Below are 23,889 nucleotides of genomic sequence, written 5' to 3'. Positions count from 1 at the left end.
GGAAATAAACTTCCCTTGGCTAAGTTTCAGATATTTATTCGGGTGAAGAGAAACATTCACTCCTCCCGCAATCGCCAGTTCGCATCCGCCCCGCTGGATATTTTGGCAAGCCAGATGAATGGCTGTTAATGAGGAGGAGCACATCGTTTCCACAGCCATGCTCGGTCCATGGAAATTAAAGAAGTAGGATACCCTGTTAGCAATTGATGCTAAGGTTCCTCCCGCCGTTACCGGTCTTCCCACAGTCTGTTCCTGGACTCCGAAAAGCTGATAGTCTTCATACATGACCCCGACATAAACCCCGACGTTTCCTTCCAGACCCAACTCGCGGTACGAACCTAATGTTTCGCGAGTATATCCCGCATCCTCCATAGCTTCATACACACACTCCAAAAATAAGCGTTCCTGAGGATCCATCAGTTCCGCTTCGCGTGGAGAAATATGGAAGAAAAGCGGATCGAATTGATCCACCCCCTCCAAAAATCCACCCCACTTGGAATACATTTTTCCGGGTTTCGTTTTATCTTCGTCAAAGTATAGGCTGGAGTCCCAGCGCTCTTTAGGAATTTCAACGATGCTATCTCGTCCGTCCCGCAAATTGTTCCAAAATTCCTGCAAATTTCTCGCCCCGGGGTACCTTCCTGAAATCCCAATGACAGCAATGTCGGATACTTCGTTCCCTTTCTCTGCGGGAACTCCCTTAAGTGAGGCAAACCTTTGGCGTCTATGGCTTTTAGGCGCAATCGTCACACGATCAACCCCAATGTCTTGATCCTGGGCAATCGTTGCTGCTTTTTCTGCAATCCCCCATATTTTCTGCAGCTGCTCCCGGTGTGCCTCAAGAAAATACCCGGCCAATTCCTGAATAGTTTGGTATTCAAAAAATAATGTTTTAGATAATGAACCGAATTCTTTTTCTAATTGATTCGTTAATTGCATAACCATGATCGAATCGATTCCGTATGTTTCTAACTCGGCGTCCGCTTCAATTCGATTCACGGGCAGCTTGATGACAGAAGATAGTGTCCTCTTTACATAATTTACGACTTTTTCAAGAAGCGCTTCCTCTCCGGCTGCTGCTGCGCTTGTATCTTCTCCTGAGGAAGAAGTTATGTGCAAATTGTCAATTCGATATCTATTGTTGAGTATTTTGCCGTATGTTTCGATCAAGTAATTAGTAATACGATGAAGCGTTGAATGGTCAAATAATTGGGAAGCAGAAACCTCAAACGCGTATTTTTCATTGAGTTTATTAGCTAGCTCAGCCACATGGAACGGTTCAAATCCATATTCAGTCAACACTACGGTTGCATCGATATTCGCAGGATTTACCTTAAGTAATTCAGCTGCGATTTGGACCAAATCCTGTTGCACTAGATCATGCAAGCTGTTACCAGCAGTTTCCAACTTTGTCGATCGTACGGAAACAGGATTGATTTCCAACAACATCTGCCTCATTTTAGCGATTTGGCCTTCCATCACCATAATCTGGCCTTCACCGGACGCTATACCCCGATATAAAGCTCGGATGCCGCTTTCGGTCTGCATAGCCGTCATACCGGTATTCTGGATCATCATCGCTTCGCGTTCTTTATCAACACTCATTCCGCCGTCCTGCCACAACGGCCAATTGACCGATAGTGTTTTCCCATGGCGTTGGTTGTTTTCAACTAATCGGTTACGGTAATTGGCATAAGCATCCATAAAGGCGTTCGCGGTTGCGTAATCGACCTGTCCAACATTACCAATCGTTCCGGCGATTGCCGAGAACAGAATAAAAAAGTCCAGGTTCACATCTTTACTGGCTTGATCCAGATTCAACAACCCTGTTACCTTGGGCGCTAACACTTCCATGAATTCATCTTTTGTCTTTTTAATGATGAAATTGTCCCTGATGACTCCAGCGCCATGGATAATACCACTAAGACCCCCGAAGCATTCCCGGATGTTTTGAAATAATTCAATAACCGCTTCGCGGTCGGACACATCGACCTGTCTGTATGCTATTCGAGTATCCGTGCTGCTGAATTCTTTTAATTTAGCTAGTTTTTCCTCGCTGAGTGGAGATCTGCCTGTTAAAATCAAAATTGCGTTCTTGATTCGCTTCGTGATTTCTTTAGCAAAAATGAGTCCTAACCCGCCTAGCCCCCCCGTGATGAGATAAATCCCCCCATCTTTCCAAGGAATCTTATCTTCTTCCTGCATCGTTTCACATTCATTCCAACCATGAATCAGACGTTGATCAGCGTGATATCGAATCCAATGTTCAGAAGGAGTTTGGCTATTCTCCAATAATTTCGTTACAATTCCTTCAGCGTTTTCTTCGGATTCTACCTCAATGAGCTGCCCGATTAAACTTGGATTCTCCAATTGAGCGGTTCGTAGAAGTCCCGCAAGTCCCGAAAAAATTTGCCGTTCTTCGCAATTGGAGGTTACGATCTGGATGAAGATGCTGCCTTTTGGTTTTTCTTTAAAGAGACGATAGATCTCCTCAAATAACTGGGTGGCATACGCAGTAAATCTCATGTCCAGATCTTGGTACGGGGACTGCATAATCTGGAAGCGGATTCCAGGCATTACGCTCTGCATACGAGTCTCGATTCTTTCCTGGACATCTTTACTTAGCTCACAAAGAACTACATGATGATGGACATAATTATGAATTTTCGGTCTTTCTGCTGAAGAAGAGATAGCTTGCTTTTTCCAGGTTGGGGTAAGCAATAAAGTCCCGAACGTATCCATGGAGTCTGCTGCTCCCAATTCACCCTCGAGAACTCTGCTTGTCAGCGCTTTTATTCGTACTCTAACTCTTCCCGCTTCATCACAGATATCAACATCAAGCTTCTCAAGCCTATCCACGAATGAACTGTTTTTACTACGCCGGATGAACGCCCACATATTGGATGTGCATGCATCAAAAATCTCAATTTCTTGCAATGCAAATGGGAGAGTCAGTTTAATGGAATTATTGTTCCCCATTTCTTCTCTAGTTAACTTTAAACCTACTGATGCTTGTAAGGCTGAATCCATGATACTTGGGTGCAAAACATATTGTTCTTCAGTATGAGATAAAGACGTTGGCAAAGAGAGCTTCGCTAGTACTTGTCCTGTTCCGACATATACCTTCTCGATCCCCTTATGTCCTATTCCATACTCAATTCCCATTCTTTGATAAGCATCATAACATTGATCCTGCGTAAGAATAGTTTGGCTGCATTCGGATTGCAATGCCTTAAGATCCAAAATGAATGCTTCTGCCGCAGGCTTCAATATCGCAATACCCTGGTTATGCACGATCGGTTCGTTATCCGCCCCTTTGGCATCGCTATAAACCTCATAGGCAATCTCTCCATGATCGTTAGGGTTTAGTCCAATATGCAGCGGGTAGGATTCACTCTCTACAACTACGGGGCGGGCCCAAATGATGTTTTTAAGACATACGGTGGTTTTGTTTGATTCCTCCATCGCCTGCTCTATAGCTGCTCTGGCCAACTCCAGGTAAGCTACTCCTGGCAAAACTCGCTGCCCTTTTACGACATGGTCGCTCAAAAAAAACTCCCTGCCGGTAAATGTCGATGTAAATCGCTGTTCAAAAAAGCTGGAAGTATTTTGGTGTAATAACGGATGTATGGTCGCATTAGCAGGTAAGGCTGTTGTAGAATTCGTTTGTAAAATATTTTCCGGCAGCCAGTAACGTTCTCTGGCGAATGGATAAGTAGGCATGCTGATCCTACTGGGTTTGTCATGGGTACGATACAGTGGATTCCAGTCAAAATTTGAACCTTTTACCCACGATTCCAATATTGTCAAATAATCCGATGTTTGAACGGAATGATGCAGTATTGTTTTTGCATCTTCATCTGCGGCCAATGACCCTGCCTCATCTTTGCTCTTTTTAACCTGGTTGAAGCTTACATTTCCCGATGCATGGTCTGCAATAAAACTATCCAATGCCTGTAATAAATCCTCCCTCGAATTCGCTAAGACCGCTAGCCGAAAATCCATAGCCAACCGCCCAACTTGTAAGGTGTAAGCCACGTCGACTAAGTTTACAGTTGCATTCGATTCAACAAAATCCTTAATGGATTGGGCATAGCTTTTTAATTGCTCTTTGCTTCCGGCAGAGAGTACAAACAGAAGCGGTTGATCCGGCTTTTCTCTGCTCGGAGCTGTAAAAGATTTGTTCTCCTGCAGATATTCCTCAATAACAATATGGGCATTGGTTCCACTGAATCCAAAAGAACTAACACTGGCACATCGGGGCATTCCCCCTGGTACTTCCCATGGTTTTAGTTCTGTATTTATGTAAAATGGGCTATTTTCGAGAGTAATATGTTCATTTAACGTATGAAAATGGATCGTTGGCGGCAGCATACGGTGCCGCATTGCCAATAAAACCTTAATTACACCAGCAATTCCGGCCGCTTTAATCAGATGCCCAATATTACTTTTAACCGATCCTAAAGCACAATAATTCTTCTTATCTGTAAACGATTGGAACGATTCAGTTAGAGCCTCTACTTCAATGGGATCTCCCAGCTTGGTTCCCGTGCCATGTGCTTCTACCATAGAAATTGTTTCCGGATTAATACCAAAACGCTCGTAAACCTCTTTTTCTAAAAGAATCTGTGAATTCACGCTAGGAGCGGTAATTCCATTCGTTTTTCCGTCTTGATTGACGCCCCATCCCCGAATCACTCCATGAATCGGGTCACCGTCGCGAACCGCATCCTCTAGCCGTTTCAATAAAATAACTCCGACACCTTCACCTGGAACATAACCGTTCGCACGCGTATCAAAGCTAAAACAACGTCCATCTTGGGATAGCATTCCCGATTTACTGTTGGTGATGAAACCCGCCGGACTTAAAAATAAATGGACTCCGCCTGCCAAGGCCAGATCACAAGTTTTCAAAATCAAATTATTGCAAGCTTCCGCAATAGCTACCAATGAGGAGGAACAAGCGGTGTCGACCGCTAAACTAGGGCCTTTCAAATTAAGGAAGTACGCAATCCGTGCCGATAGAATAGCCATTGAACTTCCCATATAACCTTGAGCTGATAGTTCTTCTTCGGGAGTATGCTGTCTGTAGTCACCGGGGCCGCAGCCTACAAAAACGCCACAGCGGCTCTCAGATAAACTGGCAGGATTCAAGCCCGCATCTTCAATACAATGCCAAGCATTCTCCAAAAACAAACGCTGCTGGGGATCCATCAACTCTGCTTCGCTGGGTGAAGTCCTAAAAAATAGAGGATCAAATACATCTACATCCTCTAATGCGCCTAGCCATTTGCAATTGGTCTTTCCAGGAGTTTTCAAATCAGGATCATAATAATCATCGATCGACCATCGAGTTGAAGGAATTTCCGAAATACAGTCCTTACCCTGACTCACATTTTCCCAAAACTCAGCTACCGTTTTTGCCTTTGGAAATTGTCCTGACATACCAATGATGGCTATCGCTGGGCTTTCATGATCCGATGGTTTGTTCCGTATATAGTCACAAGCATTCATCATTAGTAATTCAGCCATTTTATCAACGTGGCGATTTCTCCAATGTTCATACGGTGTCCCTTTAACCCACTGGTTAAAAGCTCCCAACGCCGGACCGCATGGTATGAGGAAATTATCTTTCTCAGATTCAGCGCCAACCCGGGTAACCTGACTACAATGAGCAAAATACCATTTAAAGATTAAAACCATTTTATATCGCGGATTCTCTTCGGCTTCTTTTATTTGATCAGATTTTCTTCCTCTTTTATATTCGCAAACCTCAGTCCATACTTCGGAGAAGGTCTTTTTAAAATATAGGGTTTCAATCTGTTTCTTGATTGACGGCGGAATATCCTCAAGTGAGTGATAATTCATATATAATTTGTATAAATGATTTGCTCGTGCATGAAACTGCGTGTTTTTTTTAACAACTTGTGCTTTCGCGCCAATTTCAAACATATCTCCTGCAATCGTAATCGCAGTATCATGGATTGAAATTGTATGTAACAGATCTTTCACAACATCGTGAGCGCCGCTTTCTACCGTACATTGATTGATTGAACCTGTAAAAATGAAATCAGCGCCTAATGTAAATGCAGCAGCAACCGCCTCAGGCGTTCCGATGCCGCCACCGCAACCGATTAAGATCTCTTCTTGGTATTGATATTGGCGCTGCAGGTTTTCTTTTGTAGAAATAATGGACGGGATTAATGAGAAGGAAACCCCTTGGTCAGTATGTCCTCCGGAATCCGCTTCTACAGCCAGATCATCTGCCATAGGGATATATTGCGACAACCTGGCTTCTTCCCCGCTAATCAAACCTGAAGTTAATAAATCTTGAATCATATGGATCGGAGGCGGTGACAAAAATAGACGGGCCACTTCTAGCCGAGAACATTTGCCAATGATCCGTCGCGGAATCACAATGTTGTCCCCATGTTGAACGAGACCTTTAACTCGATAATAGACTAATGGCAAAGATAATTGAGCATAAGCCGATGCCTCTACGACAGGAATTTGATACTTTAGAAATAATTCAACGCGCTCTCTTTCCTCCTCGATCTGATCCAAGTTGGAAATTAAACACATGCCGAATGGCTTGTCCTGTCCAAGCTGAGTTTGCAAACTTACAATATGTGCCTCTAACTCCCTTACACCTAACCCAGCGCTCCCAAAAAAACTTAATAGATTCGCTTTGCCCATTGCAACGACTAATGCTTCCGAGGCTATTCCCCGGCCCATCGAGCCTGCAAAATAGTTCCATTTGCAACCATATCGTTTCTGAAAAATGGGATTGCCCAGAAACTCGGGCTTTACGCCGACTGATTGGAATTTATTAAAAAAAACGCCTTTTGGGGCGTTAATTGGATTGGTTATGCTTTTTAACGGATCCTCGTTCTCACCATTCATTCTCGCTTGCAGGTCCAAGCTGTCCATCCATTGATTGAAGGAATCTTGGTCAGGTGTTGTTGGCAGCGATCTCAATAACTCCTTCTCGGCATCTTCAGGATTCATCGTCCCTACTTGCAATGCTTTGAATATTTCCTCTGGACTCATGTTTACCACCTCTAACTTCTTTCAGCATGATTAAAAAACTGAATGGCTTGTTCCGCGCCAAGTTTCCCCTGATGAACCTGTTGGATCAGCAATTGCAAAGAAATAGGTGAAGATTTTTGTGCAGGTGTTTCCGTCAGTTTCCGTTTCTGTTCGTTCAATTCTTTTTCTAAGAATCCCCTCAATCCTCGAATGGTGGGGTAATCATAGATTTTCGTGGTTCTGATGGAAAGTCCGAACTGGTTGTTAATTTCCTGAATCCACTCAACGCCGGTAACCGAATCCAATCCCAAATCCACAAACATGGTATCTGGATCGAAAGCATTGGAATTAATGCCTAACATATTCGCCAAGCTGATGATTAAGGTTTCCTCTAATAGTTTCCCTGATACTGGTTCCTGATGATGAGTCGCAAAATCCGTCTCCAACGAACTTCCTTGTTGAGGCAACAGCCCCTCCATCTTCACGGGTTGCTTTGATGTTTCAGAAGATTGAATCCATCCATCCTGCATGGGCTTCAAAGTAATCCCTTTGGGCTTTTCGATATGTGAATGCGAGTCATCAGAAGCAATTACAGATGAGTGAGTGAAGACTTGTGGCAGTACGGATTTTTGTGTACTCAGTTCTTTTTCAAAGAGTTTGACTAATTCCCTAATTGTTGGGTAATCATAGATTTTCGTGGTTTTGACAGAAAGTCCGAATCTGTCATTGATCTCTCGAATCCACTCAACACCAGTAATCGAATCCAATCCCATATCCACAAACTTTGTATCTATATCCAGGAATTTGGATGGAACACCCAGAGTATTCGCTAGGCTGGTTATTAAAGTATCCAATAAAGATTGTTCCTGTACAGATTGGGGATGAACTGTACTTGGTTGCAATTCCGCCTGACTTTCCAGTAATTGTAATGTCCGATCAGCTGTTGGTGAAACGTTAAACGCTTGCGGTTGAATAAAAGATGGAGCTTGAGAAGCATGTTTATCCGTAATCGATTGTGACGAAATCCTGTTTTGAATAGCGGAAGGAATTGGGGAGTCCTTCTGTTCGGGGATCCAAAAACTTCTTCCGCTAAACGGATATGCAGGCAGAGGAATCTTATTATTTTTCTCATTGATAAATAAATGAATCCAATTCGGGAAATATCCTTGAATATAAAGATATAGCAGCACTGATAATTTTTCTTTAAAAGCTTCAGGAGATAAGTCGCTAGATTCCCCTAAATCTTCTAATAAATCTTCGCCATATTCTTTTAATTCTTTTAACACCGGCTCCCGTTTGAGAGAAGGATGGGGATCATTGCTAAAGTAATCAGCGGTTGTCCCCTCTTGGGTAATTTCCAAAAGCTTTTGTTTTAATTCAGCAGCATCCCTGGCAATAAAAGCGCATCGGAACGGGAAGTTACTGCGACCAACAAGCAATGTGTAGGCAATATCTTCAACTAGATAGTTTTCAGCTTCCTTATCCAACCATTTGCTCAGATCCAATAGCTTTTGATGCAGGGCAGTTTTGGTCTTGGCAGAGAAGACGAACGGATAATACGGCTTCTTGTTCATATTGTCCCTGCTCTCTTGAACAGGCGGCTCTTCAATAATAAGGTGGCAGTTCGTTCCGCTAAACCCAAACGAGCTGACCCCCGCCCTTAAAGGAGTCCCCTCCTTGTGCTTCCATTCCAGCAATTCAGTATTTAAGAAAAAAGGGCTGTTTTCAAAATCGACATGTTCATTAACCTTTGTAAAATGAATGGTTGGCGGAATTTTCCGGTATTTCATCGCCATTAAAATTTTAAAAACACCGGCAATGCCGGCTGCCATAATCGAATGTCCAAAATTCGGTTTATGGGACCCAATGGCACAAAATTGATCTTTATCCGTAAACGACTGAAATGCTTCGGTTAATGCTTTGATTTCAATGGGATCCCCTAATTTTGTTCCCGTACCATGGGCTTCCATGTAACTAATTGTTTCAGGACTAATCATCGCTTTTTCATATGCCTCAACAATCAAGGCTTTTTGGGAAAGTGAGCTAGGAGCTGTAATGCTTTGCGTTCTGCCATCCTGATTAATGGCGGAACCCTTGATGACTCCATAAATATGATCTCTATCTTGAAGTGCGGCATCCAACCGTTTTAATATAAGCACCCCGACCCCTTCGCCAACGACAATACCATTCGCAGCGTTATCAAAGGTTTTACATTTGCCGTCAGGGGATAACATTTCCGTTTTAGATGCCATAATCATAAATTCCGGTGAGTTGATGACGAAGACCCCGCCGCCTAAAGCAACTTCAGACTCGCCTCTACGAATACTTTCACATGCGTAATGGATGGCTACGAGGGATGATGAGCACGCTGTATCAATCGCTAGACTCGGCCCTTTAAAATCCAAAAAGTAAGAAATCCTAGAAGCCAAAATGGACATATCAGTTCCCAAAAATGTAAGCGCATTAATATCGTTTGCTAGTAACGTTTTATCTTTATAATCGGAGCTCCGCCCTCCTACAAAAACTCCTACCTTTCTTCCCGCCATCTGTTCAATGGAATAACCGCTATCTTCAATAGCTTTAAATGACTCTTCCAAGAACAGCCTTTGTTGAGGGTCCATTCTTTCTGCTTCACGGGGCGTAATATTAAAAAATTCAGTGTCAAATTTATCGATATCTTTAATCAATCCGCCCCATTTACTAATCGATTTATTTTTCCGGGCAGCATTATGATCATAATAATCGGCTTCTTCCCAACCTCTACGGTCAATTTCCGTTACACAGCAATCTCCGTTTTGCAAGTGCTCCCAAAATTGTTCAACGGTTTCAGAACCGGCAAACCTGCCCGAAATACCTATTATGGCTATATCTGAATCCCGCTTGATCTCATCAGAAAAGTGAACCTCGCTATCTGCCTTTGGCGGGTCTTCCGCTTTTTTTCTCTCCGTCCTCATTTTTTGCTTTTTATTGGCCGGCTGGATTTTTTGGCGCGAAGGAACATCCTGACCATGCACTTTTCCGTACTTAGTGTGAATATATTGGGCTAATTCCTTGACCCCGCGATAATCAAAAACAATTTCAACTCCTAAATCGATCCCCAACTTTAGGTTAATTGCTTCTATTAAGTCTACCGATAATACCGAATTCATGCCTAATTCTAAAAAGCTTTTCTCAAAATCCAGAGAATCCCTTGTAATCTCAAACAAATCGGTGATAATGGCTATCAAACATAGTTCGATATCTTCCTGAGAATCCAACTGCATTCGCTACTGCTCCTCTCTACAATGGTTTTTCCCCAACAGCCATGTACAGTTGACGGACAAGGGCATGATCATTACTTTTAATCATGTTTCTCCACTCGATCGATATTTCGCCTAACGTCTTACTAGATAGGAATCCATCTTGAACTAATTTCGTTGGAATGCCGATCCCTTCTGATTTAAAGAAAATCTCTTCCCCCAAAATTTCACTATGAGCACAAATAATTTCCAAATCGATCTTCGAAAATCCCCCTTTTTTCAAAAGCATCGGTAATTCCCTGCCAATTCGTGGGTTCCCTCCCTCGGAGTATCGTGATTTGCAATAAGCATCATAGAGTTCTCTTAACTGTAAAATTTGAGGATATGTAATAATATGCATTTCAAAATCATTATCAACGAATACAGCCTTCCCGCCAGGCTTCAAAATTCGAAGAATTTCACGAACCGCATCGATCGGATCCGGTAAATGCTCTACCACTAATCTGATTATTGCAAAATCAAAGGTATTTTCAGGAAATCCAGTCTCCGTAATCGACCCTTGAGTTATTTCAAATCGCGTATAGTTTTTCTGTGCCAAATAACTCTTGGAATAGTTCACCAATAAAGGATCAATCTCCATCATTGTGATATGCACACTGCCGAAATTTTCTAAAATTTTTTCAGACACAAATCCGGGGCCTGAACCGATTTCCACCACTGACATGCCGTCATTCAAGCCAAACTCTTTATAATGCTTTAGCTCCTTATCCCAAAATAAATCAACCTGTGCTTTTAAACGTTCAAGTTCTTTTTCAACATTACTCGCAATGGTGCTGATTTGATAGGAACCTTGTTGACTCATTGACTTTTCCTCCTTGATTTAAGTCGCCAACTTATGCAAAAAAGGAACGATCTGATCGGCAACGGCGCGCCAATTTGGATCTAACATCATATCGTGACAAATATCGTTAAAGATAATCGGTTCCGTTTGATAGCTCTTCCCAATTTTGATCACCGTCTTTTCCGGAAAAAACCAATCCTGCTTTGACCCTAAAACTAACAGGGGGACGTTGATAGATACTGATTTAGGAACAATCCGTCTCATTAATTCATGCTGAGCTTTGGTTGATTCCGGTTTTAATAACCCTAAATATTCTTCACGTTTTTGGGCCGGTAAGTCTGGAGATAAGAAAGCTCGAGACGGCATATGAGGACTTCTCCCCTGATCGAATAACCGGATTTGATAAAGTTCTTTGAACCGGGTAAACAACAAGCGCCGAATATCTCTGGACATGCCATTTGGGGGTATCGAAGCCATTAGAACTGCCGCTTCAATCTGATCTGGATGCGAGCACAATATTTTTTGAACGATCGCTCCTCCTAATGAATGCCCGATAATAACCGGCTTCTTCTTTATAAGCTGCACAACCTCAAGTACATCATCCATATAATCATTTAATGAAAATGAATGAATATGTTCATTCCCTTCACTTTCCCCATGTCCCCGAAGACTTACCGCATAAGAAGGAAACCCCTTGGATGAAAAATACGGAAGGAAGTGCTCCTTCCAGCACCATGCACCATGACTTCCGCCATGGATGAAAAGAAGCGGAGTTTCACTCGAGTTTATATCAGGCAAATACGTTAAAGTTTCCAGTTTCATCCTTTATACCTCACATTGGAATAAAATTAATAAACACCAGCAAGAGCTTTCATTCTGTTATTCAGTAATTTGGCCGCTTCCGTCATTAACTTTTCACCGATTTCATCAACATGCCGGTTTCGCCAATTTTCCATTACCGTACCTTTAACCCATTGGTTAAACGCCCCAAGTGCCGGACCGCATTGTATTTGAAAGTCAACTCTGTGCTCCTCATTGCCGCTAAGCGCCCACTGCGTGCTATGACCAAAATACCATTTAAAAATCATAGCCATTTTGTATTTGGGATTGCGTTCTGCCTTCTCAATCTCTTGTGGAGGATGAAATGATTTGCAATCTTCATACACCTGATCAAAACTTCGCTTAAAATACTTATCTTGAATATGATCTTTCGTTTTCCTGTCAATTTCATCGATGGAATTATAGTGAAAATACAAATCATATAATTTATTAGCCCTGGCGGGAAAAAATACGCCTTTTTTTAGGACTTGCACCTTGGAGCCTAACTCGAACATATCTCCAGCCGGCGCATATTCCGTATCTTGAATATTGATTTGCTGTAACAAATCTTTTGCTGCGTTACTTGTACTCGCTTCCGCCGTACATTGATTAATGGAACCGGTCAAAATGAAATCAGCCCCTAAAATAAAAGCGGCTGCAACAGCATCAGGAGTTCCAATACCTCCAGCTGCACCAACATTGATGTTTCTTGGATATTTATATTTTTGCATCATTTCATCCCGAATTTTCATCATAGCGGGTATCATCGCATAGGCAACCCCGCCATCCGTATGTCCACCGGAGTCCGCTTCAACGCAAATATCATCAGCAACAGGAATTTTCTTGAGTAACTCAGCTTCTTCCGCTGTTATCTTTTTATCAGCTAAGAGTTTATAAACAATTCTTTCCGGAGCCGGACTCAGGAACATTTCCGCTACTTCGGGGCGAGATACTTTTGCAATAATTTTGTTGAGTGAAGTTACATTTCCCGATTGATCCCGTGTTAACCCTTTGGCACGATATTTCACTATAGCCGGAGTAATACTAATAAAAGCAGAAGCTTCAACATGTTTGATGCTATATCTCAAATAGAGATCGACGGTCTTTTCTTCAATTTCGGGCGAATTCAAATTCATGATTAAATTCATCCCGTAGGCTTGCCCTTGGGTAAGCTCCTTTTGGATATATTGAATGGCCTCTTCAATTTGAGACAGCTTCAGACCGCCGCTTCCAAAGAAGCCCAGCATCCCTGCTTTTCCTACTTTTACTACCATTTCTTTTGAAGCAATCCCCCGATACATGCCTCCGGTTACATAGGCGTATCGCAAATCATAATCTTTTTTAAACGCACTGCTCCCTAAAGATAACGGTGAAATATCTTCATCGAAACCGTTTCCCCGGTGAGCTTGGGCAGAAACCGACAACAACTCATTAACAGCCTGACTTTCAACTTGTTCTGGTTCAATTACTAATGGCTCGGCTTCTCTTCGAATTCGTTGTATTAATCCAGTTAATACGTTCCCCGTTCCAATCTCCTCAAACTCTATCTCGCCTAAGCCCATCAAATATCGGATACTCTCGGTCCATTTGACAGTATGGGTAATCTGGTCAACCAGATTCTGTTTAATCTCAGATTGCTTATAGGGTCTGGCAAGAACATTGGATATGACCGGTATTTGTATATTGGAAAATGTAAGCGAATTCAAAAATACTTCAAATTCTTTTCTTGCCTCTTCCATATACCGGGAATGGAAAGCTCCGCTTGTTTTTAGTTGAGTAAACATGATCACTTCAGGTATGGATTCAAAAATTGGTTTTGAAAAATCAATATCCGATTTCGGCCCTGAAATAACAATTTGAAAAGGTGAATTCAAATTTGCAATATCTATATTTTGTAAATTATTCCTCCTTATTATGTCTCTTACCTGATCTTCACTTATTCCAATCACCGCTGCCATACCACCACCGGCGGCGCGACTCATGAGTTCCCCCCTTTTTTTGACCAATTTCAATCCTGTTTCAAAATCAAAAGCCCCTGCTGCAAATAAGGCATTATATTCTCCTAAACTATGACCGGCGACAAAATCTGGTTTTCTTACCGTTTCTCTGATTTTTTTCAGGTAACTTAACGCATTGACTATGTATAAAGCCGGCTGGGTATATTGGGTTAAATTCAAGTTCAAATGGGGGTCTTCCATACAAAGTTCTTTCATAGAGAAGCCTAAAATCTGGTCTGCTTGTAACGTCAATTCCTTGAACTCATCAAATAGTGTTCCGCCCATTCCTTTTCTTTGTGAGCCTTGACCGGGGAAAATAAAAGCAACCATTTTCTTATTAGTCTCCTTTGCTAACTAAGCTTAACTACGACTGGACGAAGCAAATAAAAAAGCCTGCCTCCTAAGAGCGCAGAACTTCCCCCTTTCATGTAACTAAACAAGTTACACTACACGTAATGTTACAATATGTATCATTAATCAGAAGCAAACGTGCCGAAACAGCGATTTGCTTTAATTAAAGATTGTGATGGACGGAAATTAAACACAATACTTTCTTGAGTCTATTATACTGAGAGAAAAAAAATAAAGTCAATTCTATTAAAGTCATGGTTCTTTTATACTATATATGGATATTGCATTCAACACACATTAATTCCGTTATATGGAAATATTTCTTGATTTTTCTTTATTCATCAGATAAGATTTATTTAATATTTTGCTTCTCCTCTATGAAATTTTCTCGAATTGATAACATTGTCGAGGTGATGTCTTTGGCTTGGTATGTTATTTTTGTTAAAAGCGGAAAGGAATTTATTGTAAAGAATTATATCAATAAGTATTTTGATTCTAGTAAGGTACAATGCATTATCCCAAGAAGAAAAGTGCCCGAAAAAACAATGGGTGAGACTCACAATGTAATTAAAATCCTTTATCCAGGATACGTTTTTATCCAAGCGTCCATTACGTTTTCAATGTATTATCAATTGTGCAAAGCTCCCTTTACATACAAGTTTTTAAATTACTTAAATTCTCGAGACAAGCAGTTTTCTGATCTCAGCCACGTGCAACAAATAAAGAGGGACACCACCGACTTACCCATCTTGCGGTTCGACGAACATACAGATGAGGATCTTTATTTTCAACAAGTTTCGGACGAAGAGATGTCAACCATTTTAAATTTATTAAACCAAGAAGGTGTAATTGATTATTCGAAAATTTACATGGAAGGTACTAAAATTCACGTTGTTTCTGGTCCACTAACAGGCAAAGAAGGAATTATCAAAAAGATTGATAAGCATAAAAAACGTGCGAAAATATTACTTAATCTGATCAATAGTACAGTTCTGGTCGATGTGGGTATTGAATTAATCAATTCTTTATAACCTTTCAGTTAAATTGTGCGTTATTACTCTTTCATAGATTAACCCTGAAATAATCTTAGGAGCACAGGTGAATTGGAAGCGTTCTCACCGGACGAATCTAGGTCACACGGCACTCTCCTGATGTCAGGGCAACCTTCGCTCGATCACTTTTACAACGACAGGAACGGATACCCCTCAGATAGTATACTTTCTCCTATGGTAAAAAAGAGGCTTTCGCCTCTTTTTTACCGCTTCGCCTTATAAAACCCATGATAAAGCTTCATGAAAGCCCGCTTCTCACGTGAAACATACGACCGCCAGATCCCAAGCTCCTTCGCAATCTCCCGCTGCGTCCGCTCTTCCCCGCCGAGCTCCAATGGAGATCAACTCCTCCAGATCTTCCCCTATCTCTCTATCCATTTGATTCCATTATTTAATTCTAATACTCATTGAAGCGCACTGATGCCGGAAAGTGCCAATTTGTGAAACATCTGATCCATTTCTGCTGCAGAATAAGGCATATTCTTTTCCATCCACCAGGTTAAAATGGACCAAAATGTATTTACAACAAATTCGATCGCGACATCTTGTGGGATTTTTGAAGATGTGGAGCTTGGCAGAAGTGCTGCGATTTCTTCATGCGCTATTTCAGTAAGCATACGTTTCATGTGATATAGGACAAGAACCCCGCTTTGTTTACCAGCTACTGCTCTATATATAAGTTTATGACTTTGTACGTGCTGCAGCATGGCTAAGCTGAAAGCAAATCGATATCCACTTGATTCTGAAGATGTAGAAAGCAAGACTCTTTGCTGCTTAAGGAATTCTCTCAGTTGGTCGAGACTGCCCAATAATAGCTGTTCTTTATCCATGAAATGGGAATAAAAGGTGGATCGACCTATGTTTGCACGATCAATAATGTCTTGTATCGTTATAGCGTCGTACCCCTTTTCCACCATAAGATCCATCAATGCGTCAAACAGCATGCTTCGCGTACGCTGCACTCGCCTGTCTTCCTTCTTGGCTGTCATTGTTGCCCCCTTTTCTGAACATTTTGAAGTGTTTTGTTTCATTTCGAACAATCTAAAGAACATTGGTTATTGTTACCATTTATTTATGAACATTATAATCGAAATGAAACAACGTGTTCAATAACTAAAAATAGATAGTAGGAGGTTGCACATATGAGCCAACAAAAAATCATGCGAGAAAATTTTAACGAGAAATCATCGCAAAGTGGCCCAATCATTTCAGTAAATCGGGTCTCAAAAAGGTATGATACGCCCTCTGGTTCCTTTATTGCCTTAAGAGAAGTTAGCCTGGAGGTTCGGAAAGGTGAATTTGTCGCTGTTGTCGGCAAGTCAGGCAGTGGGAAATCGACTTTAATCAATTTGATTACCGGAATCGATACGCCCTCTTCCGGAGAAGTAAATGTGGCCTCTAAGGCTGTACACGCTCTGAATCAGGAGCAACTAGCAATTTGGCGAGGAGCAAATGTCGGTGTCATTTTCCAATTCTTTCAATTGCTCCCGACTCTGACAGTCGCGGAAAATATAATGCTGCCAATGGATTTTTGCAAAACATATCCGGCACGTGAACGGCGTGAAAGAGCTATTTCCTTATTGGGAAAAGTTGGCATTTCTGAACAAGCGGATAAACTTCCTGCAGATTTGTCAGGAGGCCAACAACAACGTGCAGCAATCGCTCGGGCTCTTGCTAACGATCCTCCTATACTTGTAGCCGACGAGCCTACTGGCAATCTTGATTCCCAAACATCAGATGACGTCATGCAATTATTCGCAGATCTAGCGATGGAAGGAAAGACGGTTGTCATGGTGACGCATGAGCGCGATTTAAGCCGATATTTTACGAGAACGGTCATTTTAGCTGATGGGGCTGTCGTCACCGAAATGCCAATGAAAACGGAGGTGAGTATTTCATGATTAGCCCGCGTTGGATGAAATTGCTGCGCGATCTTCGGACGGCGAAGGGCCGCATGACGATGATGGTACTCGCAATTGCTGTCGGAATATTAGGCGTTGGAGCCATATTGAGCGCATATACCATCCTCACACGTGAGATTAGCCGGAATTATCTAGATACAAATCCAGCTTCCGCTTTGTTGGAATTGGACACGGTTAGTGATTCATTGGTTAATGCCGTTCGACTTCGTCCTGAAATCGCAGATGCGGAAGCAAGTTCTACGCTTGTAGCGAGAATCGAGGTCAAACCAAACGAGTGGATGCCGCTTCTGCTTTTCGTCGTGAAAGATTTTAATGCGATACACATGAATAAGTTCCGGCCTGAATCTGGCGCCTGGCCACCGCCGGATGGTTCCATTTTATTGGAACGGGAAGCACTGCCGCTTGTGAATGCCAAAGTAGGTGAAACACTGAGCGTTCAAACACCTAATGGTCCAAAAAGTAAAGTGACCCTATCTGGACTTGTCCACGATCCGGGCTTAGCCCCTGCTGGGCAGGAACAGACCGTGTATGGATATATTACCCCTTCAACGTTAGTCTTGTTAGGTGAAAGCGGGACATTGAACATCCTAAAAATCATTGTGAAGGATCAACCGCACAATGTGAGAGCGATCGAACAAACAGTTAGCGAATTATCCGGTTGGTTGAAACAGCAAGGACATACAGTTAAAGAGGTGCGCATACCACCCCCAGGCAAACATCCGCATCAGAATCAAATGAATTCAATTCTGGTCATGATGCTGATCTTTAGCTTACTAACACTCATGCTAAGTGCCATTCTGACTGCAACAATGATCGGTGGTTTATTGGCGCAGCAGGTTCGTCAAATCGGCGTGATGAAAGCGATTGGTGCACGATCGTTCCAAATAGCCGGCCTATATCTTGCTTTGATTGCACTAATTGGTATCGTGGCAGTTATGATCGGCTTACCGCCAAGTATCGCAGCGGGACGCTTTTTTGCAAGATTGGTGGCTCAACTGCTGAATTTCACTTTATATAGTGAGACTATTCCTGTCTGGGTTTACATCGTACAGTTTTTCATTGGGATTCTCGTGCCATTCTTCGTTGCCCTCATTCCGATCTTAAAATCCTCACGGACCACTGTTCGTGAAGCTATCAATGATTTTGGCATAAGCAAGAAAAATTTCGGCTCTCGTCGGTTAGATGCGTGGCTTGGGAAAATACGAGGGTTGGACCGCACCCTGATATTGGCTTTACGCAACACGTTCCGGCGCCGAGGTCGCTTGCTGCTCACGCTTAGCTTACTAGCTGCCGCCGGCGGAATGTTCATGACAAGCTTAAATATAAAAACAGCTTGGGAACAAAATCTTGCCGATGCAGCGTCTGACCGGCATTACGATCTCGAAATTCGTCTGAATCGTCCGGAAGCAGAAGACAAAGTCTTGCCAATCGTAGGGAGTGTTCCTGGCGTTCAACAAGTAGAGACATGGAATATAGTGCCTGCCGCAGCAAATCGTTCAGATGGTTTGGAAATCGTAAGAACTTATCCTGATGGGGGACATGGCAGCTTTACCATTCGTTCAGTTCCTGCGGAAAGCAAAATGGTCCAGTTAACACAGCAAAGTGGACGGTGGCTTCAGCCGGGCGATATCGATGCTGTGGTACTTAATCATACGGCGCATGCGTTGTTTCCAAATATTAAGGTTGGCGATCCCATCAATTTGACCGTAAATGGAAGTCCTGTCATTTTGCATGTCGTTGGCATAGCGCGGGAAATCATAACGCCGGCATCAGCCTACGTATCTCCGGATGCATTTGCCAAAATAATGGGTAAATCGGGACAAACAAATGCCCTGCGCATCATTATGGAAAATCACGACCCGAACACAATCAGTTCTATAACTAAAGAAATTGAACGAGCATTAGAGAAGGAACACGTACGCATGAAAGTCGACATCTCTGAAACGAGGCTGGACTCAGCGCTTGATGGACATGTTTACATTCTCATCTTCGCACTGATTACTATGGCAGTGCTGATGGCTGTTGTTGGTGGTCTTGGCCTCATGTCTACCATGGCTATCAATGTAGTGGAGCGCACTCGAGAATTCGGCATTATGCGCACCATCGGCGGTAAATCAGGTACGGTATTACGTAACGTTATAAGCGAAGGGGTCTTCATTGGTCTTTTGAGTTGGACTATCTCTATTGTGCTTTCGCTCCCGCTGTCCTTCTACGTCGGTAGACTGATCGGCAATTTATCATTTAAGTTACCGCTTCCCTTGGTTTTGTCGCCCATGGCCGCAGCTATATGGCTAACGATTATCATCCTCGGATCCATTGCAGCAAGTGCGTATCCAGCTTGGCAGGCCACACGGCTGACCATTCGGGAAACACTCGCTCATATATAAAGTGGTTACTATTTTACAAGGGAGTTTTGTATATGAAAAAAGCAATTAAAATTACTCTGATTGTAATTATTGTTCTAATGGCTGTAGGTGTTACACTTCATACGCTTGATCCATTTGGTATCCGTCAATAGATAAAATGATTGTGTGGAGGTATATGTATGAATAAAATGATTATCACTGTAGTTATCACTGCAATTATAGTCGTTATCGTGGGTTTAATTGTTGCTGCTAATAATCTCGATCTTGTTGGCATTTTGAAAAGATTGCATGGTGGCTGATTCATTTTTTTCTAACTAAAAAAAGAGGGTGTCCCAAGAGTCATATAAATGACTGAGGGGCACCCTCTTCTTCACTGACATCTAAACAAGTGATGCAGGCAGGGCATCCAAATTCCTTTGAATCTGTGCCAAGTGTATATTTACATGTCGGATAAAGCCCTGAAATAAATCTGTTACGGAAACTTCCTTACCGTTGTTTAATCCTTTTTGTTCCCATTGTTCCTGCGTCAATCGATCGTAGTAAAGCGCGTTGTACGCAAGAATGGCATCGAAAGCAAGCAAAATATGTTCAAATGATGATTCATTAGCTCGTGAGGTGGCTACCCAAGCATCCTGATCGTACACGATAAACTCTTTCGCGTTCTCCGCAACAATTTTACGAATGCGAACAGCATGCACGAAGCTAGAATCTACAAGGTGAGCCACAACCTCTTTCACACTCCATTTCTCAGGCGCTGGCTTCCACTCCAACTGTTTTTGCGTCAATCCAACCACGATTTGTTTAATTAAATTAGAAGTTGCTCGATAATTGTCAATGTTTTGCAGTGTTGTTTCACTCATGTTTTATACTCCCCATTCGTCGAATAATTCAGCTGTGTGTTCACCTTTTAAAGGAGGCTGGCGATAAATTTGAAAATGATAACCGGACAACTTCACGGGATATCCCACCGTCGTTGTACTTGTTTGATTGGGCAGCTGAAGCTCGTGTAAGAGCCCGCTCTCTGCTACGGCTTTGTCATTCAGAATGTCCTCGAACGTATTGATCGGCGCACAAGGAACACCTCTTCGATCGAATATGTCCAACCATTCTCCAGCCGTTTTCAAGCTAAATACTTCTTGCAAGAGAAGGGCCAACTCCTTCTGATGACGGGCGCGTAACGTTTGATTCGCAAACCGTGGATCATCAGCTAGCGTTGGCAGTTCCACCGCATCACAAACTTCTCGCCACAGCTTATCGTTCCCAGCTGCAATGACGAAAGGCTTGTCAATACCGTGATAGCCCTGGTATGGCGCATTGCGCGGATGAGCGCTGCCCAGTCGTTTGGGAGCAGTTCCATTGCCATAATACTCACTGGTTTGGAGGGCCGAAATACCAAGAACGCTACCTAACATTGAGCAATCGATATAGCTCCCTTTTCCGCTTTGTGATGCTTGATGAACAGCAGCAACAACCGAATAAGCGCCATACAGACCCGCTACGAAATCAGCCACAGGAACACCACATTTGACGGGTTCTCCTTGCTCTTCTCCTGTCACACTCATCAAACCGCTAATTGCTTGTATCGTCACATCGAAAGCGCCTTTTTGAGAATAGACACCTTCTTGTCCATAACCGGAAATTGAACAATAGACAAGCTTTGGGTTCGATTTTACTAACGTCTCGTATCCGAGACCAAATTTTTTCAGCACACCTGGCCTATAGTTTTCAACGATGACATCGGCTTTTGCGCAAAGCTCTTGCAGACGAGTCAACTGCTCCGGCGATTTAAAATCGACCGCAATACTTCGTTTATTTCGGTTCAATGAACTGAAATTCGAGCTGTAGCCTTCCCCTTCTTCATTGCTGAAAAATGGTGGCCATTCTCGCATGCTGTCCCCAACATCCGGTCGCTCTACTTTCACCACATCCGCTCCTAAGTCAGCGAATAATAAGCCCGCGAAAGGACCCGCTGCAATCTGGCCAAATTCCAATACTTTAATGCCTGCAAGAGGTCCCTGATTTAAGTGTGGCATGGTCTCTTTGCTCCTCTTTGTTAGGTAGTTAGGATGGATACAAGTTAGCTATAAATCGGTAATTGATTGTCATGCTTGGTCACGACATCTCTTTGATTGCCAGTAGCCACATCATGAATATGCCTAGGCTGCTTGCCTATATCGGTACCATAGATATGAACGGTTATGGCAATCTCGTCAAACGGATTGGCTACACCGTGTATATCGTAATCCGGGGGATATACGAATGAAATATCACCTTTTGTCGCTGTTACTTCCGATACCTCTCTAATACTATAGCGTGGTTCGACAGACTCGCCGTGATCGTCGCGACGATATCTTTTTTCAACAACAGATCCGCGGTATAAACCCACTAATCCCCAAACCAGATGATCGTGAACCGGGGCCACTTGTCCAGCTCCCCAAATAAATGCTATAACCGAGAAAGCCTCGCTTTCTGGCTTGTACAGCAAATATTGAGCGTATTTATTAGGTAGCGGCGCCTGATATTCTTCAGGAATTAAATGTTCATTCGTTAAAAGTTTCTGAAGAAGCGGCTTGACATGATCAATGATGGCACGATAATCGGTATGTTGATCCAATACGGCCAAGATGTCGGTTTCTAGCTGCTTGAGTTCGTAGGTTTCGCTCAACTTCAATCCCTCTTTCTATGAATTGGCATGTAACAATGAATGGTTCGTCAGAAACTCACCAAAGGTTTGTTTCGCAAATACGGGATAAATCGGTAGCAAGCCCACGCTAACGATGCTGCGAAGCGTATCCAGCTCCAGCTCCGTTGGCGCTTCCAAGACGGGTACTTGACTACCCGATTGCTCATCAATACCCAGATCAAAACCTGTTCTGGCCTGAACATCGGCAGGCAGAACCCCTGGTACCGTTGCAGCCAATTGAAGGCGATGATTCGGCCCTGTCGGTTTCAATACGCCAAGGGGCGTAAACACCCCCACTAACTCGCTATTCCGGTAAACACCTGGCTCCGACGTAGAGACCGAAGTAACGAAGTCGAGTTGCTCCGGAAATCCTTTCACACCGTGATCCGTTTTGAACAGTACAATACGTTTGCACATGAAGTAAACAACACCTGAACCTGCCCCGCCGGGAAGTCTCACTTTTGGAACCGCATAATCACCAATGACATGCAAATTGATATGGCCATAGCTGTCGATCTGTGCACCGCTCAAAAAAAATACATCGATACCCCCTCGCTGCATCAAATCAAAGAACTCTTTCGTACCCTCAAATGGCCAGTCCGGCTGACCCAAAATGTAGACAGAAGCGTTCTTAGCATGGAGCGATTTTGCAAGTAAAGCTGCGGCAGCAGGAATCGGTGAATGATTTCCGACACCAATGACCTCATCATCACGAAGTTGTCTAGCCAACTGACAAATAAGAGCTTCGACCGAGGAATAACTCACCCTATCTCCTCCCCCTGCCGTTCAAAAACGAACTTCCGCAAGTACTCATTGAATGTAGCTTCCAATTTGGATGCTTCCATATAAATAGAAATATGTTCTCCATCAATATCGTATCGACCGGGACAAGAAGTCGGAGATGCGCCTAGAGGGGCGTGAACGACACCGCTGAGGTACATCGCAGGAATGTAAGTTCCTGTTTCGCGTCGCAGCTCCTCAGGCGTTACGATTTCTTCAACAGAAGCAATCGTAACTCGTGCAGCTTGTGCCAACAGGCGGTTGTTTTGTAACGGATCCGCGATAACATTTCCGAGCGTATCCGCCTTGTACCCATGAAATATAGCAACATCAGGCCGGATCGCGGGTACAATGGCAATTTGCTCCTTTTTATCATAAGGATTCGTGATCGTTTGGAAATCAGGTCTAATTCTCATATAATCGGTACCCACCAGCCCACGAACAGGGATAAAGGGAATCCCCATCGCTCCCGCTTGAATCGCTGCGGTCAACGTAGGACAAGCATGCTCCAGACCCGTAATCGAGCCTTTCTCGAAATGTCGGCGAAAGTTAAGACCAAAGCCATATTCACCCATCGTAATTTGTGAAAATTCCACCGTTGACACGGCTCGCGCACCGATGAGAAGATCAGCATTCACAGCCGCTGCGCCAACGCAAATCAAATATAGATTGCGCTTCTGAGCACGGATGATCTCACGAATCAAAGCCATAGGAGACATATCCATGTTCCCGCTAATCGCAAGCTTCGAACCGTCCGGTATGAGGGCGACCGCCTCCTGCAGAGTTAACAGCCTGGATGGCACAACTGAC

The 23,889-nt window shown here is 43.1% G+C and carries 14 protein-coding genes and 1 pseudogene; 3 read left to right on the top strand and 12 right to left on the bottom strand.

Annotated elements, in window-relative coordinates; genetic code table 11:
- From ABRS97_RS26670 to fabD, 5 genes are all read right to left on the bottom strand, one after another.
- On the bottom strand, nt 1-7,050 hold a 7,050-nt coding region (locus ABRS97_RS26670), incomplete at its 3' end, for a PfaD family polyunsaturated fatty acid/polyketide biosynthesis protein (protein WP_367819056.1).
- 11 nt (nt 7,051-7,061) lie between these two features.
- Nucleotides 7,062-10,292 (bottom strand): beta-ketoacyl synthase N-terminal-like domain-containing protein, encoded by a 3,231-nt coding sequence (locus ABRS97_RS26665; protein ID WP_367819055.1) that lies wholly within the window; start codon nt 10,290-10,292, stop codon nt 7,062-7,064.
- Nucleotides 10,293-10,308: 16 nt separating this feature from the next.
- Nucleotides 10,309-11,130 (bottom strand): class I SAM-dependent methyltransferase, encoded by an 822-nt coding sequence (locus tag ABRS97_RS26660; RefSeq protein WP_367819053.1) that lies wholly within the window; start codon nt 11,128-11,130, stop codon nt 10,309-10,311.
- An 18-nt stretch (nt 11,131-11,148) separates the two neighbouring features.
- A complete protein-coding gene (locus tag ABRS97_RS26655) occupies nt 11,149-11,931 on the bottom strand; it encodes an alpha/beta hydrolase (RefSeq protein WP_367819051.1) in 783 nt (260 codons plus the stop codon).
- Between the two features lie 26 nt (nt 11,932-11,957).
- On the bottom strand, nt 11,958-14,255 hold the full coding sequence (gene fabD, locus ABRS97_RS26650) for an ACP S-malonyltransferase (RefSeq protein ID WP_367819049.1): 2,298 nt from the start codon (nt 14,253-14,255) through the stop codon (nt 11,958-11,960).
- 440 nt (nt 14,256-14,695) lie between these two features.
- On the opposite strand from fabD, the gene loaP reads away from it, so the two are divergent.
- Entirely contained in the window at nt 14,696-15,307 is a 612-nt protein-coding gene (gene loaP / locus ABRS97_RS26645; protein WP_367819047.1) for an antiterminator LoaP, read from the top strand.
- Nucleotides 15,308-15,531: 224 nt separating this feature from the next.
- Here loaP and ABRS97_RS26640 read toward each other — a convergent pair.
- Both ABRS97_RS26640 and ABRS97_RS26635 read right to left on the bottom strand, forming a co-directional pair.
- Nucleotides 15,532-15,663 (bottom strand): annotated as a pseudogene (locus tag ABRS97_RS26640) (sigma factor-like helix-turn-helix DNA-binding protein); the annotation flags it as partial.
- 69 nt (nt 15,664-15,732) lie between these two features.
- Entirely contained in the window at nt 15,733-16,317 is a 585-nt protein-coding gene (locus ABRS97_RS26635) for a TetR/AcrR family transcriptional regulator (RefSeq protein WP_367819046.1), read from the bottom strand.
- Between the two features lie 153 nt (nt 16,318-16,470).
- Here ABRS97_RS26635 and ABRS97_RS26630 point away from each other — a divergent pair, with 153 nt between their 5' ends.
- Both ABRS97_RS26630 and ABRS97_RS26625 read left to right on the top strand, forming a co-directional pair.
- Nucleotides 16,471-17,229 (top strand): ABC transporter ATP-binding protein, encoded by a 759-nt coding sequence (locus ABRS97_RS26630; protein ID WP_367819044.1) that lies wholly within the window; start codon nt 16,471-16,473, stop codon nt 17,227-17,229.
- Entirely contained in the window at nt 17,226-19,637 is a 2,412-nt protein-coding gene (locus ABRS97_RS26625; RefSeq protein WP_367819042.1) for an ABC transporter permease, read from the top strand. Before ABRS97_RS26630 ends, ABRS97_RS26625 begins: the two co-directional genes overlap by 4 nt.
- A gap of 359 nt (nt 19,638-19,996) precedes the next feature.
- Here the strand turns inward: ABRS97_RS26625 and ABRS97_RS26620 are convergent, their stop codons facing one another.
- From ABRS97_RS26620 to ABRS97_RS26600, 5 genes are read right to left on the bottom strand one after another with little or no spacing between them, the layout of a single operon-like run.
- Nucleotides 19,997-20,476 carry a DinB family protein gene (locus ABRS97_RS26620; RefSeq protein WP_367819040.1) on the bottom strand — a complete coding sequence of 160 codons (480 nt, stop codon included), beginning with the start codon at nt 20,474-20,476 and terminating at the stop codon, nt 19,997-19,999.
- A gap of 3 nt (nt 20,477-20,479) precedes the next feature.
- Nucleotides 20,480-21,649 (bottom strand): CaiB/BaiF CoA transferase family protein, encoded by a 1,170-nt coding sequence (locus ABRS97_RS26615; protein WP_367819038.1) that lies wholly within the window; start codon nt 21,647-21,649, stop codon nt 20,480-20,482.
- 44 nt (nt 21,650-21,693) lie between these two features.
- Complete coding sequence (locus ABRS97_RS26610) at nt 21,694-22,281, bottom strand: cysteine dioxygenase family protein (protein WP_367819036.1); 588 nt, start codon at nt 22,279-22,281, stop codon at nt 21,694-21,696.
- A gap of 15 nt (nt 22,282-22,296) precedes the next feature.
- Nucleotides 22,297-23,064: a CoA-transferase gene (locus ABRS97_RS26605; RefSeq protein ID WP_367819034.1), complete on the bottom strand. Its 768-nt coding sequence runs from the start codon at nt 23,062-23,064 to the stop codon at nt 22,297-22,299.
- Entirely contained in the window at nt 23,061-23,882 is an 822-nt protein-coding gene (locus ABRS97_RS26600) for a CoA transferase subunit A (protein ID WP_367819032.1), read from the bottom strand. The genes ABRS97_RS26605 and ABRS97_RS26600 overlap by 4 nt, the downstream gene beginning before the upstream one ends.
- Nucleotides 23,883-23,889 lie beyond the last annotated feature (7 nt).

It is taken from the genome of Paenibacillus tabacirhizosphaerae (assembly GCF_040812395.1).
Classification (GTDB): Bacteria; Bacillota; Bacilli; order Paenibacillales; family NBRC-103111; genus Paenibacillus_E.
The sequence above is the reverse complement of the archived record's forward strand: the minus strand, read 5'-3'. Positions and strand labels throughout refer to the sequence as shown.

Bases quoted from the DNA above. Each gene is read 5' to 3' on its own strand.
- ABRS97_RS26665 (WP_367819055.1), bottom strand. From the start codon at position 10,292: ATGCAGTTGGATTCTCAGGAAGATATCGAACTATGTTTGATAGCCATT.
- ABRS97_RS26660 (WP_367819053.1), bottom strand. From the start codon at position 11,130: ATGAGTCAACAAGGTTCCTATCAAATCAGCACCATTGCGAGTAATGTT.
- ABRS97_RS26655 (WP_367819051.1), bottom strand. From the start codon at position 11,931: ATGAAACTGGAAACTTTAACGTATTTGCCTGATATAAACTCGAGTGAA.
- fabD (WP_367819049.1), bottom strand. From the start codon at position 14,255: ATGGTTGCTTTTATTTTCCCCGGTCAAGGCTCACAAAGAAAAGGAATG.
- ABRS97_RS26635 (WP_367819046.1), bottom strand. From the start codon at position 16,317: ATGACAGCCAAGAAGGAAGACAGGCGAGTGCAGCGTACGCGAAGCATG.
- ABRS97_RS26630 (WP_367819044.1), top strand. From the start codon at position 16,471: ATGAGCCAACAAAAAATCATGCGAGAAAATTTTAACGAGAAATCATCG.
- ABRS97_RS26625 (WP_367819042.1), top strand. From the start codon at position 17,226: ATGATTAGCCCGCGTTGGATGAAATTGCTGCGCGATCTTCGGACGGCG.
- ABRS97_RS26620 (WP_367819040.1), bottom strand. From the start codon at position 20,476: ATGAGTGAAACAACACTGCAAAACATTGACAATTATCGAGCAACTTCT.
- ABRS97_RS26615 (WP_367819038.1), bottom strand. From the start codon at position 21,649: ATGCCACACTTAAATCAGGGACCTCTTGCAGGCATTAAAGTATTGGAA.